The organism is Variovorax sp. KK3 (genome assembly GCF_001984055.1).
Classification (GTDB): Bacteria; Pseudomonadota; Gammaproteobacteria; order Burkholderiales; family Burkholderiaceae_C; genus Variovorax.
Window position 1 is genome coordinate 1 of record NZ_LYVO01000080.1, and the last position, 14,113, is coordinate 14,113.

Genomic DNA, 14,113 nt, shown 5'->3' on the forward strand with positions numbered 1-14,113 from the left:
CAGCCCCTACGGCGCTGGCCCACGTGGCGGCGGTGGTGGTGGCCGCGGTGGCTACGGCGGCGGTGGCGGCAACAACAGCGGCTACTGACACTCGCATCCATTGCTGGTGCAACGATGAAAGGCTCCATCACAGGAGCCTTTTTCGTTGGCAGCCGCGGCTTCTATTCGTGGCGCCGCTTCTTGCGGCCGCGGCCCTGGACAGCCCGATCGAACAGCGCATTGGGCAGCGCTCGCATGAGCTTCGCGATCACGCCCATCTGCCACGGAATCACGCGGTAGCTGGTGCCGACCTCGATCGCGCCGAAGGCCCGATCCGCGAACTCCGCCGGCGTCAGAAGAAAAGGCATGCCGTAGCGATTGCCTTGTGTGAGCGGCGTGTCGACATAGCCGGGACACAAGGTGACGACCTTGACGCCGCTCCCGCGCAGCTCGCCGCGAAGGCTCTCGCAGTAAGCCACCACGCCGGCCTTGCTGGCGCAGTAGGCGCCGTGGCCGGGCAAGCCACGGATCGCCGCGACGCTGCCGATGCCGACCAAGCGCCCGCTGCCACGCAAGCGCATGGGCGCGACGAAGGGATGGAAGGTGGCGGCCAAGCCCACGTTGTTGATGGCCAGCGTCTCGGCCAACACATCCAGGTCGCCGCGATCCTCGGTGTCGATGCCGACGCTGATGCCGGCATTGGCGATCACGACATCAGGCACGCCCTGCGATTCGATGCATGCACGTCCTGCGGCGACGATGCTGTCGACTTGCGCCACATCCGCACCGTAAACCTGGGCGTCGCCGACGCCGATGCCGCGACCCGCCGCCCAGGACTCGATCTCCGCCGTGCGCCGCGCCGTGAGGGCCAGCCGGTAGCCGCTTTCATGAAAGCGCGCCGCCAGTGCCTGGCCGATGCCGCTCGATGCGCCGGTGATGAAGATCAACGGCTTCAACGCTTGGCCCCGGGCGTGGACGGCATCAGCAAGCCCCGCACGCGGCCATGCAGGTTGGCCACCCCGGTCAGGTTGTCGTAGTCCAGCGTATCCGCGGTGAACTGGTCGGACCCGCGGATCAGCGTGACGGGCTTGTGCGACTTCACGCGCTCGGTGTCGAGAAAGGCATGCAGGAACTCGCCGCGAAACTCGAGCCGCGGATTGACCTTGCCGCTCGCTGATGTTGCGGCTTCGCGCACCACCACCGCGTTGCCGAACAGCTGCACCTCGCTGCCGTCTGCATTCGACAGGCCGCGGTTGGCGGTCGCGCGCGTGATGAGCCCCTCGGGCGACACCGAGCGCAAGCGCACCTGGTCGACCTCGATCGTGTCGGTGTCCGGATAGTGGCGCCCTTCGGTTCCGAAGAGCTCGCTGCGCAGGTCGCCACTCGGCAAAAAGGTTTTGATCACGAAGCCGCGCATGAAGAAATCCGGCTCGTGTTTAGGCGCCTCCTTGACCGTGGGCTCCAGCAGTTTCGGCGCGTTTCGTACCAACCAGTAGGTGCCCAATGCGAGCACGGCGGTCAGGATGATCGGCAGGTAGATCGTGACCCGGTCGAGGGCATCGCGCAGCAGGTTCAGCGCCCGGTTGGCCTTCATGCCGTCGGGCCTCGTGCGGCGTCGAGGAGCCTGCGATAGTGGCCGCCGGCCGTGAGCAGCAGGTCGCAGAACTCGCGCGCCGCGCCTTCGCCGCCGCGTGCCGAAGTCACATGGTGCGCGATCGCGCGGACCTCGGCGTGTGCATTGGCAGGGGCAGCAGCAAAGCCCACGCGCGTGAGCACCGGCAAGTCGGGCCAGTCATCGCCGATGGCGGCCGCCTGCGCCCACGTCAATCCGAGCAGAGCGAGCATGGCTTCAGCGGCGGGCAGCTTGTCTTCGGTACCGTAGCGCACGTGCTCGATGCCCAGCGCTTCAAGGCGCACGCGCAGCGGCTTCGAGTCGCGTCCGGTAATCACCGCCGGCGTGATGCCCACTTGCCGCAACAGCTTGAGGCCATAGCCGTCGAGGATGCTGAACCGCTTGAGGGTCTCGCCCTGTTCGCTGAAGTAGACGCCGCCGTCCGTCAGCACGCCGTCGACGTCGAAGAAAGCGATGCGGATGTCCTGCGCCGCGAGCAGCGCTTCCGTCTCGAATGCGAGAGCGGTCATCAAATGACCTTCGCGCGCATCAGGTCGTTGATGCTGAGCGCGCCGATCAGCACGCCGGCCGAATCGACCACCAGCACGCTGGTGATGCGGTACTGCTCCATGAGCTCGGCAGCCTCGGCCGCGAGTGCTTCGGCGCGAAGCGTGCGCGGGCCGGAGTGCATGACGTCGGCAGCGGTCAGGGCGCGCAGGTCGGCACCCGTTTCGATCTGGCGCCGCAGGTCTCCGTCGGTGAAGATGCCGATCGCCCGGCCCTTGCCGTCGACCACCGCTGCGGCGCCCATGCCTTTGGAGCTCATCTCGCGCATCAGGTCGCTGAAGCTCGCATCGGGGCCGACACTGGGTACGGCATCGCCCGAGCGCATCACGTCGCTGACGTGGGTGAGCAGCTTGCGGCCCAGCGAACCGCCCGGATGCGAGCGCGCGAAGTCTTCGGTGCCGAAGCCACGCGCGTCGAGCAGCGCCACGGCCAGTGCATCGCCCATGGCCATCTGCGCCGTTGTGCTGGCGGTCGGCGCCAGGTTGAGCGGGCAGGCTTCCTTCTCGACGCCGGTGTCGAGCACCACGTCGGCATGGCGAGCCAGCGTGGAATCTGCGCCACCGGTCATCGCGATCAGCGGCACGCCCAGCCGCTTGACGACCGGCAGGATCACCGTCAGTTCATCGACTTCGCCGCTGTTGGAGATGGCCAGCACAAGATCGACCGCCTTGATCATGCCGAGGTCGCCATGGCTGGCCTCGGCGGGGTGCACGAACATCGCAGGCGTTCCGGTCGACGCCAGCGTCGCGGCGATCTTGCGGCCCACGTGCCCGCTCTTGCCCATGCCCATGACCACGACCCGCCCGCGCACGCCGAGAATCTTCTGCACCGCCTCGACGAAGCTGGCGCCGATGCGCTGCTTGAGACCGAGCACGGCCGCGGCCTCGATGTCGAAAGTGGTGCGGGCCCGCGTAAGCATGGCGTCGGCGGAGGTCGCGAGGACCGGATCGGGGCTGGAGCTCATCGCGGAATTTTATCGGTCGCGCATCCGCCGGGCCGGCAGCGAGGTCTACATTCAGTAGCATCGACGCATGACCTCCTTCGACCTCACGCTGATGTACCTGCTGGCTGCAGTGGTCGGCGTGGTCGCGTGCCGGTATCTGCGCCTGCCGCCGATGCTGGGCTACCTGGGCGCAGGGGTATTGATCGGCCCGCACGCGCTGGCTTTCGCCCAGAACGTCGAAGGCATCCGGCACCTGGGCGAATTCGGCGTCGTCTTCCTCATGTTCGTGATCGGGCTCGAGTTCAGCCTGCCCAAGCTGCGGGCGATGCGCAAGCACGTGTTCGGGCTGGGGCTGCTCCAGGTGATGCTGACCATCGCCATCGCGACGTTCGGCAGCCTGGCGCTCGCCACCTGGTTGCCGCCCGATTGGCAACTCGGCTGGCAGACCGCATTGGCGCTGTCGGGCGCGCTCACGATGAGCAGCACGGCCATCGTGGTCAAGCTCATGGCCGAGCGCCTGGAGCTCGAAAGCGAACATGGCAAGCGCGTGATGGGCGTGCTGCTGTTCCAGGACTTGGCGGTGGTTCCGCTGCTGGTGCTGATTCCGGCGCTCGGCGCGCCACCCGAGACGATGTTCAAGGCGTTGGGCATCGCGCTGCTGAAGGCGAGCTTCCTGGTCACGGTGCTGCTCTATGGCGGTCCGCGGGTGATGCGATGGTGGCTGACGCTGGTTGCACGTCGCCGCAGCGAAGAGCTGTTCATGCTCAACCTGCTGCTGGTCACGCTCGGGCTGGCCTGGCTCACCGAACTGGCAGGGTTGAGCCTGGCACTCGGGGCCTTCGTGGCCGGCATGCTGGTCTCGGAGACCGAATTCAAGCACCAGGTCGAGACCGATATCCGGCCCTTCCACGACGTGCTTCTGGGGTTGTTCTTCATCACGATCGGCATGTCGCTGGACTGGCACATCGTGGTCGACCGCTGGCTGCTGGTCGGCGCATTGCTGCTGCTGCCGCTGGCCTTCAAGCTGCTGCTGGTGACGGTGCTGGCAAAGCTGCTGGGCGCGACGGCCGGCGTGTCGCTGCGAACGGGCCTCTATCTCGCGCAGGCCGGTGAGTTCGGCTTCGTGTTGCTGAGTCTGGCGCAGGGCAGAGAACTGCTGCCGGACTGGCTGGCAAACCCGGTGCTGGCCTCGATGGTGCTGTCGATGTTGGCGACGCCTTTCATCGTGATGTACAGCAACCGTATCGTGCGCAAGCTGGTGGCGAGCGACTGGCTGCAGCAGTCGCTGCAGATGACCACCATCGCGCGCAAGACGATCAATACCGCGCGGCACGTCATCATCTGCGGCTACGGCCGTTGCGGCCAGAACCTGGCGAGGGTGCTGGAACGCGAAGGCATTCCCTACCTGGCGCTCGATCTGGACCCGGATCGCGTGCACCAGGCGGCGGCGGCGGGCGACTCGGTGGTCTTCGGCGACGCGGCGCGGCTGCAGGCGCTGATGGCGGCCGGCCTGGCGCGTGCGAGCGCGGTGGTCGTGACCTATCTGGACGTGCCGGGCGCACTCAAGGTGCTGGCCAACACGCGTGCCCATGCGCCGCAGGTGCCGGTGATCGTGCGGACCAAGGACGATCGCGAACTGGAAAAGCTGCAGGAGGCCGGCGCCACCGAGGTGGTGCCGGAAGCCATCGAGGGCTCGCTGATGCTGGCCAGCCATGCGCTGGCGCTGGTGGGCGTACCGATGCGCCGCGTGATCCGGGTGGTGCAAGACCAGCGTGATGCCCGCTACAACCTCCTGCGCGGGTATTTCCACGGTGCGGACGACGACAACGTCGACGAGCTCGATCACGAGCGACTCAACAGCTTCACCCTGACGGCCGATGCGCGCGCCGTGGGCCGCGTGCTGAATCAAGAGGCGCTGCAGTCCGTAGGCGTGCGGGTCGCCAGTTTGCGGCGGCGCGACGGCAAGGCCGAGGAAGTGAACGACGCCACCCTGCTGGCCGATGGCGACACCTTGGTGCTGTCAGGCAAGCCGGGCGCGCTTGCCGTGGCCGTCGAGCTGCTGCAGAAGGGCTGAGCACACCAGCTGCGCAGCGCTCAGTTCAACTGGCTCGGATTGCGCTTTTCTTCGTCGACCTGTTGCTGACGCCGTACGGCATCGCACTGGGCGTTCGATTTGTTCTCGGCCCTCGCGCACTGCGTGACCATGCAGCGCGCGCGGCCGAAGAAGCCTTGGCTGGCACACACCGCCTCAGGAGCGGGCGGTGCGACAGGCTCCGGCGGCGCCATCGCCACGACGGCCGCGGGTGCCGGTGTGAGAGCGGGCGTGGCAGCGGGCGGCGGCGGGGTAACAGGCGCCTTGCGGGGTGCGGCGGCAGGCGTGGCCGGGGCTGCAGCCGTCGTCTTGCGTGATGGCTCCACGCGGGCCGGGGTCGCGGTCGCGGGTGCAGGCGGCTTCGAAGGTGGCGCTGCCGCAGTGACGGATGGTGACGGCGGCGTCGCTTCGACCGACGCGACGGGCGGCGGCTGCACGACACCTGCCGCCTGTGGAGCGGCCGACACGGCAACCGGCGCCGACGGCGGAGCAGGCTCGGGCGCAATGGCTGGCGCAGGTACTGGCGCCGGCGCTGGCACTGGCTGCGGCGACGGCGCGATGGCGACGGGCCCCTGTACTGCAGTGGTCGAAGCGGCCGATGCCACCACCGGCGCTGCGGCGTCGCCCCGACCGGTCGCGTACCACGCCCCGACGGCCGTCACCACGGCCAGCAGGCCCACGACCGCCCAGGTGACCCCCGATCGGCGCGGAGCTACAGGCGCGCTGGCGAGCACCGCCGGCCGCGTGGTCGGCTTGAACTTCGGCTTCGCTGGTGACAACGGAGCTGGGCGCGACGTTCGCGGCGGGGTCAAAGACGGTGTCGGCGGCACTGCGGTCGGCACCGGGGCCGGGGCCGGAACGATGAGAACCGTTGCATCGTCAGCCGCCGGAGCAGATGCAGATGCAGAAACGGGCTCCGTCGCGGGCATTGACGAAGCTCGCGCGTCTGGCAGCGAAAGCCGTTCAGTCACAGCCCAGCCGTCGCTGGCTGGTGGCGGGGCGTTCGATGCAACAGGGGCTGACACCAGCCGATGACCGCACCCCTTGCAGAATTTGGCGCCATCACGGTTGTCCGTTTGGCAGGATGTACACAGCACAGCCATCTCAAGAGTCCCTCCGACTCGACGCAATCACGTTCGCGAATCACCAGCGGCACGGCAGATGGCCAGCCGCGCCCGCGTTCACGCCCCAGGTTTCAGGTCACTGCCACCCGTTTGGGCTTGTTGACCATTCTCTTCGCAATGACCGCGCCCAATGCCATCGTGAGCTCGACCGCGAGGCTGGGTTGGCGGTTCGACAACTCGGCGAAGCGGATGGCCGTGAGCCGCCAGACCCGTGCCGCACCGGTGGCGACGACGTTGGCCGAGCGCGGCAACCTGGAGAAGAAAGCACCCTCGCCCACCACGGAGCCAGGGTTGAGGATCGCGAGCCTCATCTGGCCCTGGCTGCCCAGCATGTGCACGCTCAGCGCACCACGCTCGATGAAGTACAACGTGCGATCGTGCGCGCCCTGGTCGATCAGCACCTGCCCCGCAGCCAGGTCGAAGGGCTGAAGGTAGCTCGCGAAGGTTTCCCACTGCTGGGCGTTGAAAGCCGGCGCAAAGGCGTCGTAGCTCGTGTTCTGCGCGACGGCCCGGCAAAGATCCTGGATGCTGGTGGACATGCTGATTTACCTGGTGTGCGTGGCGAAGCCAAGTATGTGCCATTGCGACAATCGCCAGTGACAGAAGTCACGAGTTTTAACGCTTAATGTCTACTTTCCGATACAGAATCTCGAAAAAATCACGCCTAGAAGGTCGTCCGACCCGAATTCGCCCGTGATTTCGTTGAGCGCGTTCTGAGCCAAGCGCAGCTCTTCCGCCAGCAGATCCAACGATTGCGCCCTGGCCGCCAAATGCTCGGCGGCCAGCGCCAAATGTTCGGTGACGCGGTTCAACGCCTCCACATGACGTGCCCGCGCCAGGTAGAGCCCTTCCGGCACGGCCTGCCAGCCGGCGATCTCGAGCAAGCGATGCCTGAGTGCTTCGATGCCGAAGCCGGTTTTGGCAGACAGACTGACACCGGTGTTCGGCGCGGCCGCTGCCGCCGCGTCCTGCTTGCTCCAGACATCCAGCACCGGCACACCGGTCGACAGCTTGTTGCTCAAAAGGCGAAGGATGTCCGCATCGGCCTGCGCATACTCGGTTGCGTCGACGCGCGTGAGGTCATGCAGAAACAGCACGGCGTCGGCACCTTCGATCTGCCCCCAAGCGCGCGCCACGCCGATCTGCTCGACCACGTCGGCACTGTCGCGCAGTCCGGCGGTGTCGACGACGTGCAAGGGCACGCCCTGGATCTGGATGGTCTGCGACACCACGTCGCGCGTCGTGCCCGGCACCGGGCTGACGATCGCGAGTTCGGCACCGGCCAATGCGTTCAGTAAGGAGCTCTTGCCCGCGTTGGGCTGGCCCGCGATGACCACCTTGATCCCCTCGCGCAGCAGCGCACCCTGACGTGCACGCTGCCGGACTGCCTCGAGCCGCGCCTGCAACGAAACGAGCTGGCCCTGCGCGTCGGCCTTCTGCAGGAAGTCGATCTCTTCTTCAGGAAAGTCGAGCGTCGCCTCGACCAGCATGCGCAGATGGATCAGGGCATCACGCAGTGCGTGGATCTCCTGCGAGAAGGCGCCCGAGAGCGAGCGACCGGCGCTGCGCGCGGCCGCTTCGGTACTTGCATCGATCAGGTCGGCAATGGCCTCGGCCTGTGCCAGATCGATCTTGCCGTTGAGAAAGGCGCGCTGACTGAACTCACCGGGCTGGGCCACGCGCAGGCCCGCGAGCCGCGAGCGACCGGATATCGCGTCCTTTTCCGCTGCGGCTTCCAGGCATCGGGCCAGCAACAGTTGCAGCACCACCGGCCCACCGTGGGCTTGCAGTTCCAGCACGTCTTCGCCGGTGTAGGAATGAGGCGCAGGGAAATGGATTGCCAGGCCCTGGTCGATGGCCGTGCCGGCCGCATCGCGGAAGGGCAGGTACGTCGCCTCGCGCGGCCGAAGGTTGCGGCCGCAGATCGATTCGATCAAGGGGGCGAGTCGGGCGCCCGACACCCGCACGATACCCACCGCGCCGCGGCCGGCAGCGGTGGCGATGGCGACGATCGGGTCGTTGGTGCGGGCCAGCATGGCGTGGATGATGAGGCTTCGGCAATGAGAAGGGCCGCATTCTGCGGCCCTTGCTCGAGGAGGCGTGCGCGCTTGCGCTATTTGCCGAGCACGCCAAGGCGCTTGTTGATGAACCACTGCTGCGCGATCGACAGCACGTTGTTCGTGATCCAGTACAGCACCAGACCGGCCGGGAAGAAGATGAACATCACGCTGAAGGCCAACGGCATGATCCACATCAACTTGGCCTGCATGGGATCGGGCGGCGTCGGGTTCAACCAGGTCTGGAACAGCGAGGTCGCGGTCATCACGATCGGCAGGATGTACCAGGGGTCCGGCGCGGACAGGTCATGGATCCAGCCGATCCACGGCGCGTGGCGCATTTCGACGGACGACAGCAGCACCCAGTAGAGCGCGATGAACACCGGTATCTGGATCAGGATGGGGAAGCAGCCGCCCATCGGATTGACCTTTTCTTCGCGGTAGATGCGCATCATCTCCTGCTGCATCTCCTGCGGCTTTTCCTTGAGCCGCTCGCGCATTTCCATGATTTTCGGATTGATGGCCTTCATCTTGGCCATGCTGGCGTAGGCTTTGGCGTTGAGCCAGTAGAAAGCGGCCTTCAGCAGCACCACCAGCGCGACGATGGCCCAGCCCCAGTTGCCCAGCATGCCATGCAGCTTGTCGAGCAACCAGTAGAGCGGCTTGGAGATGATCGTGAAGATGCCGTAGTCCTTCACCAGTTCGAGGCCGGGCGCCACCGCCTCAAGCGTCTTTTCGGCCTGCGGACCGACGAAGAATTCGGCGTCGATCGCCTTGGTCGCGCCCGGCTCCACGGCACCGGCCGAGGTGATCATGCCGATGGCGTACAGGTTGTTGTCGACCTTGCGGGCGAAGAGGTCGCGCTGGATGCCGTCCTTCAGCAGCCAGGCACTCGCGAAATAGTGCTGCACCATGGCGACGTAGCCATTGGGCGACTCCTTCACGAACTCGGCCTTGTTGTTCTCGATGTCCTTGAACTCAATCTTCTGGTACTTCTTGGCCTCGGTGTAGACCGCCGGGCCGGTGAAGGTCGAATAGAACGAGGACTCGCCCGGCGGCTTGTTGCCGTCGCGCACGATCTGAAGGTAGAGCTGCGGCGATACCGGCGCGGTGCCGGTGTTGACGATCTCGTGGCGCACGGCCATGTCGTAGGAGCCGCGCTTGAGGGTCCAGGTCTTGACCAGCTTGACGCCGCCCAGGTCGGCTGATTCGAAGCGCAGCACCAGTTCGTTGGCGCCGTCCTTGAGCGCGCGCTCCCCGCTGAAGCGCATGGGCGTCTTGTGCGTCGGGAAGGTGCCGCCGATCAGGCCCGTCTGTGCGACGTAGTAGCGGTTCGGGCTCTGGTCGAGCAGGATGAAGGGCTTGTCTTTTTCAGCCAGGTCGTCGTGCTGCACGAATTCGCTTTGCACGAGCGAGCCGCCCTCGGTATCGAAAGTGAGCTTGAGCACGTCGGTCGTCGCGACCACGCGCTCCCCAGCTGCTGGTGCAGCGGTCTTGCCGTCCGGCACGGCGCCGGCGCCGCTGGTGGCGGCCGGTGTCGTGCTGCTGGGCTGCGGCACCGCGTTCGTCGACGATCCGGCCGGCGTGGTCACCGGTGCCGCCGCCGTGGCAGGCGGTTTGGTCGATGGCAGGAAGGTGGGATTGCGACCGTTGTAGACCTGCCATTGGTCCCACAGCAGCACCAGCGAGAAACCAAAAATCACCCACAGGATGGTGCGGCGGATATCGTTCATGAAGAAGACTTCTTGTCGTCGGAGAAGAGGGAGGAGAACAGCGCGCCGGAGCGGCGGTGCCGATACGCCTCCATCGAGGGAACGGGGTCGTGGCCGCCCTTGCACCACGGTTGGCAGCGGACAAGGCGGCGAAGGGTGAGGTAACTGCCTGCCGCTGCACCATGCACGTCGAGCGCCTCGATCGCATAGACCGAGCAGGTGGGCTCGAAGCGGCAACTCTGCCCGAGCCACGGGCTCAACAGCAGTCGGTAGGCCTTCACCAGGCCGATCAACAGCGTTTTCATGATGCGCGCGCAGCAACCGCGCGCTCCAGCAGTTGCCGAAGCTCAGCGCGGACGACGGCCTTGAGCCCATCGGAGGTCGCGCTGCGGAATTCCTTGCGATCGAAGGCTGCGCGAAGGCGCACCAGGTGCGCAGCCTGTGGCAACGAGGATCCGGCGGCTGCACTCATGGAATAGATCTGGCGCTTGATGGCGTTGCGGGTCACCGCCCGGCGCGCCCAGCGTTTGGGCACCATGGCGCCGACCCACAGATCCTGCACGGTGAACAGCGGCGTGGCGCCGGGCTGCGCGTCGAGTGCGCAGCGATGCAAGGCAAAGTGCGCGGTACGCGCCACGGTGACACCTGCAAGGACGGCCTGGAATTGCGCGCGGGTCTGGAGCCGCTGCACGGATGTCGGCCGCAATACGCCGTCGGAATGTGGCGGCGCTAGCGGCACGACTGGCAACGATGCCGGCGACGGCCCTTAGACGGCCAGGCGCTTGCGGCCCTTGGCGCGCCGTGCGTTGATGACGGCGCGACCGCCGCGGGTCTTCATGCGAACCAGGAAACCGTGGGTACGGGCGCGGCGGGTCTTGGAGGCTTGGTAGGTGCGTTTCATGATGGATTTCCTGGTGGACCCTGGTGGCGATGCGCCCGCAGGGCTGAGTGCTCAATATGACTCTGCTGACTCTGAGAACCCCCGAAACACACAAAGAGGTTTTCAGGGAAACCCGGAATTATCGCAAACATTCGGGCGACCAACAATCCAAGGGCGCGCGGGGACCGGTTTCGCACCACAGGAAAACCATGTGGATAAGGTTTTGACAAGTTAGAATCACCGGCCCATTCCGGGGGCGACTATCCACAAGCAGAACGACAAAATGAACGAGGGACACTCCACCCTACAGAGCCTCCATGCCGAGTGAAGGCATCGGTGACAGCCTATGGCAGGCCTGCGTCGACCAGCTCGCGCAGGAACTGTCCGAACAGCAATTCAACACCTGGATCAAGCCGCTGACCGCGAAGGTCGCGGACGACCTGTCCCGCGTCACGGTCTACGTCGCCAATCGGTTCAAGCTGGACTGGATTCGGGCGCAGTACGCCGGCAAGATCGCCGCCATGGCCGAGAAGCTTTACGGCCAGCCGGTGATCATCGAGTTAGCGCTTGCTCCTCGAGAAATCGTTGCCAGGCCGGTGTCGATGGCCATCGTCGTCGAGGCCGATGTGCCGAGAGACGTTGCCGGTCCGGGTGAAGATCCAGCCAACGGTGCCTTCAAGAACAGACTCAACGCAGGCCTGACCTTCGAGACGCTGGTCGAAGGCACGGCCAACCGGATGGCACGCGCCGCCGCCATGCACGTGGCCGGCACGCCCGGCCACCTCTACAACCCGCTTTTCATCTACGGCGGCGTCGGCCTGGGCAAGACCCACCTGATGCACGCCGTGGGCAACCGGCTGCTGTCCGACCGCGCCGATGCCAAAGTTCTCTACATCCATGCCGAGCAGTTTGTTTCGGATGTGGTCAAAGCCTATCAGCGCAAGACTTTCGATGAGTTCAAGGAGCGCTATCACTCGCTCGACTTGCTGCTGATCGACGACGTGCAGTTCTTCGCCAACAAGGACCGCACGCAGGAAGAGTTCTTCAACGCCTTCGAAGCGCTGCTCGCCAAGAAGTCGCACATCGTGATGACCAGCGACACCTACCCGAAGGGCTTGGCAGACATCCACGAGCGCTTGGTGTCGCGATTCGATTCCGGGCTGACGGTGGCGATCGAGCCGCCCGAGCTCGAGATGCGCGTGGCCATCCTGATCAACAAGGCGCGCGTCGAAGGCGCCGAGATGCCCGAAGAAGTAGCCTTCTTCGTGGCCAAGAACGTGCGCTCGAACGTGCGCGAACTCGAAGGTGCGCTGCGCAAGATCCTGGCGTACTCCCGCTTCAACCAGAAAGAAATCTCGATCGCCCTGGCACGCGAGGCGCTGCGCGACCTGCTGTCCATCCAGAACCGGCAGATCTCGGTCGAGAACATCCAGAAGACGGTGGCCGACTACTACAAGATCAAGGTCGCCGACATGTACTCGAAGAAGCGCCCGGCCTCGATCGCCCGGCCGCGCCAGATCGCGATGTACCTGGCCAAGGAGCTGACCCAGAAGAGCCTGCCCGAGATCGGCGAGCTCTTCGGCGGCCGCGATCACACGACGGTGTTGCACGCGGTGCGCAAGATATCGGGCGAGCGCCAGCAGCTGACCGAACTCAACCAGCAACTGCACGTGCTGGAGCAAACCCTCAAAGGCTGATGCACATCTCTCGCAGAATCGGGAAGTCCTGTCAAAGGACAACTCTGGGGAAAATTCCGGCACAAACGCATGCTTGTCCACAGGCCCGGCACGTGTCGCCAAGTTGTTCGTTTTGGCGCGACAGCACCGAAGCGCGGCTGCGCACAGCCTGCGGGCACAGGCAAGTGCCTGTCGCAAAAGCGGAAAATCGCCCTGTCCACAGCGGGGCGCGTCCCTTATCTACTACTACTAATTTGAATTAAAGAAATAAAGGAAGCGGTAAGCATGATCGTTTTGAAGGCCACACAAGACAAAGTCCTCGCCGCCCTGCAGTCGGTGGCAGGCATCGTGGAGCGACGCCACACCCTGCCGATCCTGGCCAACGTGCTGATCCGCAAGACCGGCTCTCGTCTGCAGCTCACCACCAGCGACCTGGAAATCCAGATTCGCACCCATGCCGAACTCGGCGGCGACGAAGGCAACTTCACGACGACCGTGGGCGCGCGCAAGCTCATCGACATCCTGCGCACCATGCCCGCCGACCAGACGGTCAGCCTGGAGTCCAGCGCGAGCAAGCTGGTGCTCAAGGGCGGCAAGAGCCGCTTCACCTTGCAGTCGCTGCCGGCTGAAGACTTTCCGCTCGTGCAGGAATCGGCCAACTTCGGACCGGTGTTCAGCGTGCCGCAAAAGACGCTGAAGGACCTGCTGAGCCAGGTGTCCTTTGCGATGGCGGTGCACGACATCCGCTATTACCTGAACGGCATCCTGTTCGTGGCCGAGGGCAAGCAACTCAGCCTGGTGGCCACCGACGGCCACCGCCTGGCCTTCGCCTCGGCTACGCTCGACGTCGAAGTGCCGCGGCAAGAAGTGATCCTGCCGCGCAAGACCGTGCTCGAGATGCAGCGCTTGCTGTCCGACGCCGAGGGCGCGATCGAGATGCAGTTCGCCAACAACCAGGCCAAGTTCGCGTTCGAGGGCATGGAGTTCGTCACCAAGCTGGTCGAGGGCAAGTTCCCCGACTACAACCGCGTGATCCCCAAGAACCACAAGAACAGCATCACGCTGGGCCGTGCGCCGCTCTTGGCGAGCCTGCAGCGCACCGCGATCCTCACCAGCGAGAAGTTCAAGGGCGTGCGCCTGAACATCGAGCCCGGCACGCTGCGCATCGCGTCGAACAATGCCGAGCAGGAAGAAGCCCAGGACGAACTCGACATCGACTACGGCGGCGATACCATCGAGATCGGTTTCAACGTCAGCTACCTCATCGACGCGCTGGCCAACATGAGCCAGGACATGGTGAAGCTCGATCTGGCCGACTCCAACAGCTCGGTGCTGATGACCATCCCCGAGAACGCCTCCTTCAAGTACGTCGTCATGCCGATGCGCATCTGACGCCAGCGCCAGCGTCCGCCAGGGAGAAGCCAGACCGCCCGCGGTATTCCGCGGGCTTGGTCTTTACAGAGACGAAGAA

14 protein-coding genes and 1 pseudogene are annotated in these 14,113 nt (G+C 65.4%); 3 read left to right on the forward strand and 12 right to left on the reverse strand.

Going from position 1 to position 14,113, the window contains the following annotated elements:
• Nucleotides 1-161: 161 nt before the first annotated feature.
• From B0W80_RS27970 to B0W80_RS27985, 4 genes are read right to left on the reverse strand one after another with little or no spacing between them, the layout of a single operon-like run.
• On the reverse strand, nt 162-935 hold the full coding sequence (locus B0W80_RS27970; protein WP_077002424.1) for an SDR family oxidoreductase: 774 nt from the start codon (nt 933-935) through the stop codon (nt 162-164).
• Entirely contained in the window at nt 932-1,573 is a 642-nt protein-coding gene (gene lptC, locus B0W80_RS27975; protein ID WP_077002425.1) for an LPS export ABC transporter periplasmic protein LptC, read from the reverse strand. The genes B0W80_RS27970 and lptC overlap by 4 nt, the downstream gene beginning before the upstream one ends.
• Entirely contained in the window at nt 1,570-2,121 is a 552-nt protein-coding gene (locus B0W80_RS27980; protein ID WP_077002426.1) for an HAD family hydrolase, read from the reverse strand. The genes lptC and B0W80_RS27980 overlap by 4 nt, the downstream gene beginning before the upstream one ends.
• Nucleotides 2,121-3,122, reverse strand: coding sequence for an SIS domain-containing protein (locus B0W80_RS27985; protein ID WP_077002427.1), 1,002 nt, complete (start codon nt 3,120-3,122; stop codon nt 2,121-2,123). The genes B0W80_RS27980 and B0W80_RS27985 overlap by 1 nt, the downstream gene beginning before the upstream one ends.
• A gap of 67 nt (nt 3,123-3,189) precedes the next feature.
• Between B0W80_RS27985 and B0W80_RS27990 the strand changes: the two genes are divergently transcribed.
• Entirely contained in the window at nt 3,190-5,175 is a 1,986-nt protein-coding gene (locus tag B0W80_RS27990) for a monovalent cation:proton antiporter family protein (RefSeq protein WP_077002428.1), read from the forward strand.
• Nucleotides 5,176-5,195: 20 nt separating this feature from the next.
• Here the strand turns inward: B0W80_RS27990 and B0W80_RS35175 are convergent, their stop codons facing one another.
• The 8 genes and pseudogenes from B0W80_RS35175 to rpmH all read right to left on the reverse strand — a co-directional run bounded on the left by B0W80_RS35175 (nt 5,196) and on the right by rpmH (nt 10,987).
• Nucleotides 5,196-5,972, reverse strand: coding sequence for a hypothetical protein (locus tag B0W80_RS35175; protein ID WP_143684809.1), 777 nt, complete (start codon nt 5,970-5,972; stop codon nt 5,196-5,198).
• Between the two features lie 252 nt (nt 5,973-6,224).
• A pseudogene (locus B0W80_RS36535) lies at nt 6,225-6,296 on the reverse strand (zinc-ribbon domain-containing protein); the annotation flags it as partial.
• Nucleotides 6,297-6,388: 92 nt separating this feature from the next.
• A complete protein-coding gene (locus tag B0W80_RS27995; RefSeq protein ID WP_077002429.1) occupies nt 6,389-6,856 on the reverse strand; it encodes a cyclic nucleotide-binding domain-containing protein in 468 nt (155 codons plus the stop codon).
• A 90-nt stretch (nt 6,857-6,946) separates the two neighbouring features.
• Nucleotides 6,947-8,353, reverse strand: coding sequence for a tRNA uridine-5-carboxymethylaminomethyl(34) synthesis GTPase MnmE (gene mnmE, locus B0W80_RS28000; protein WP_077002430.1), 1,407 nt, complete (start codon nt 8,351-8,353; stop codon nt 6,947-6,949).
• A 77-nt stretch (nt 8,354-8,430) separates the two neighbouring features.
• A complete protein-coding gene (gene yidC, locus B0W80_RS28005) occupies nt 8,431-10,107 on the reverse strand; it encodes a membrane protein insertase YidC (RefSeq protein WP_077002431.1) in 1,677 nt (558 codons plus the stop codon).
• Entirely contained in the window at nt 10,104-10,391 is a 288-nt protein-coding gene (gene yidD, locus B0W80_RS28010) for a membrane protein insertion efficiency factor YidD (RefSeq protein WP_077002432.1), read from the reverse strand. The genes yidC and yidD overlap by 4 nt, the downstream gene beginning before the upstream one ends.
• Nucleotides 10,388-10,777 (reverse strand): ribonuclease P protein component, encoded by a 390-nt coding sequence (locus B0W80_RS28015; protein WP_077002433.1) that lies wholly within the window; start codon nt 10,775-10,777, stop codon nt 10,388-10,390. The genes yidD and B0W80_RS28015 overlap by 4 nt, the downstream gene beginning before the upstream one ends.
• Nucleotides 10,778-10,852: 75 nt before the next feature.
• Complete coding sequence (gene rpmH / locus B0W80_RS28020; RefSeq protein WP_047486751.1) at nt 10,853-10,987, reverse strand: 50S ribosomal protein L34; 135 nt, start codon at nt 10,985-10,987, stop codon at nt 10,853-10,855.
• 296 nt (nt 10,988-11,283) lie between these two features.
• Between rpmH and dnaA the strand changes: the two genes are divergently transcribed.
• Together dnaA and dnaN are read left to right on the forward strand one after the other, a co-directional pair.
• A complete protein-coding gene (gene dnaA / locus B0W80_RS28025; protein ID WP_077002434.1) occupies nt 11,284-12,663 on the forward strand; it encodes a chromosomal replication initiator protein DnaA in 1,380 nt (459 codons plus the stop codon).
• Nucleotides 12,664-12,927: 264 nt separating this feature from the next.
• On the forward strand, nt 12,928-14,034 hold the full coding sequence (gene dnaN, locus B0W80_RS28030) for a DNA polymerase III subunit beta (RefSeq protein ID WP_077002435.1): 1,107 nt from the start codon (nt 12,928-12,930) through the stop codon (nt 14,032-14,034).
• Nucleotides 14,035-14,113: the final 79 nt, after the last annotated feature.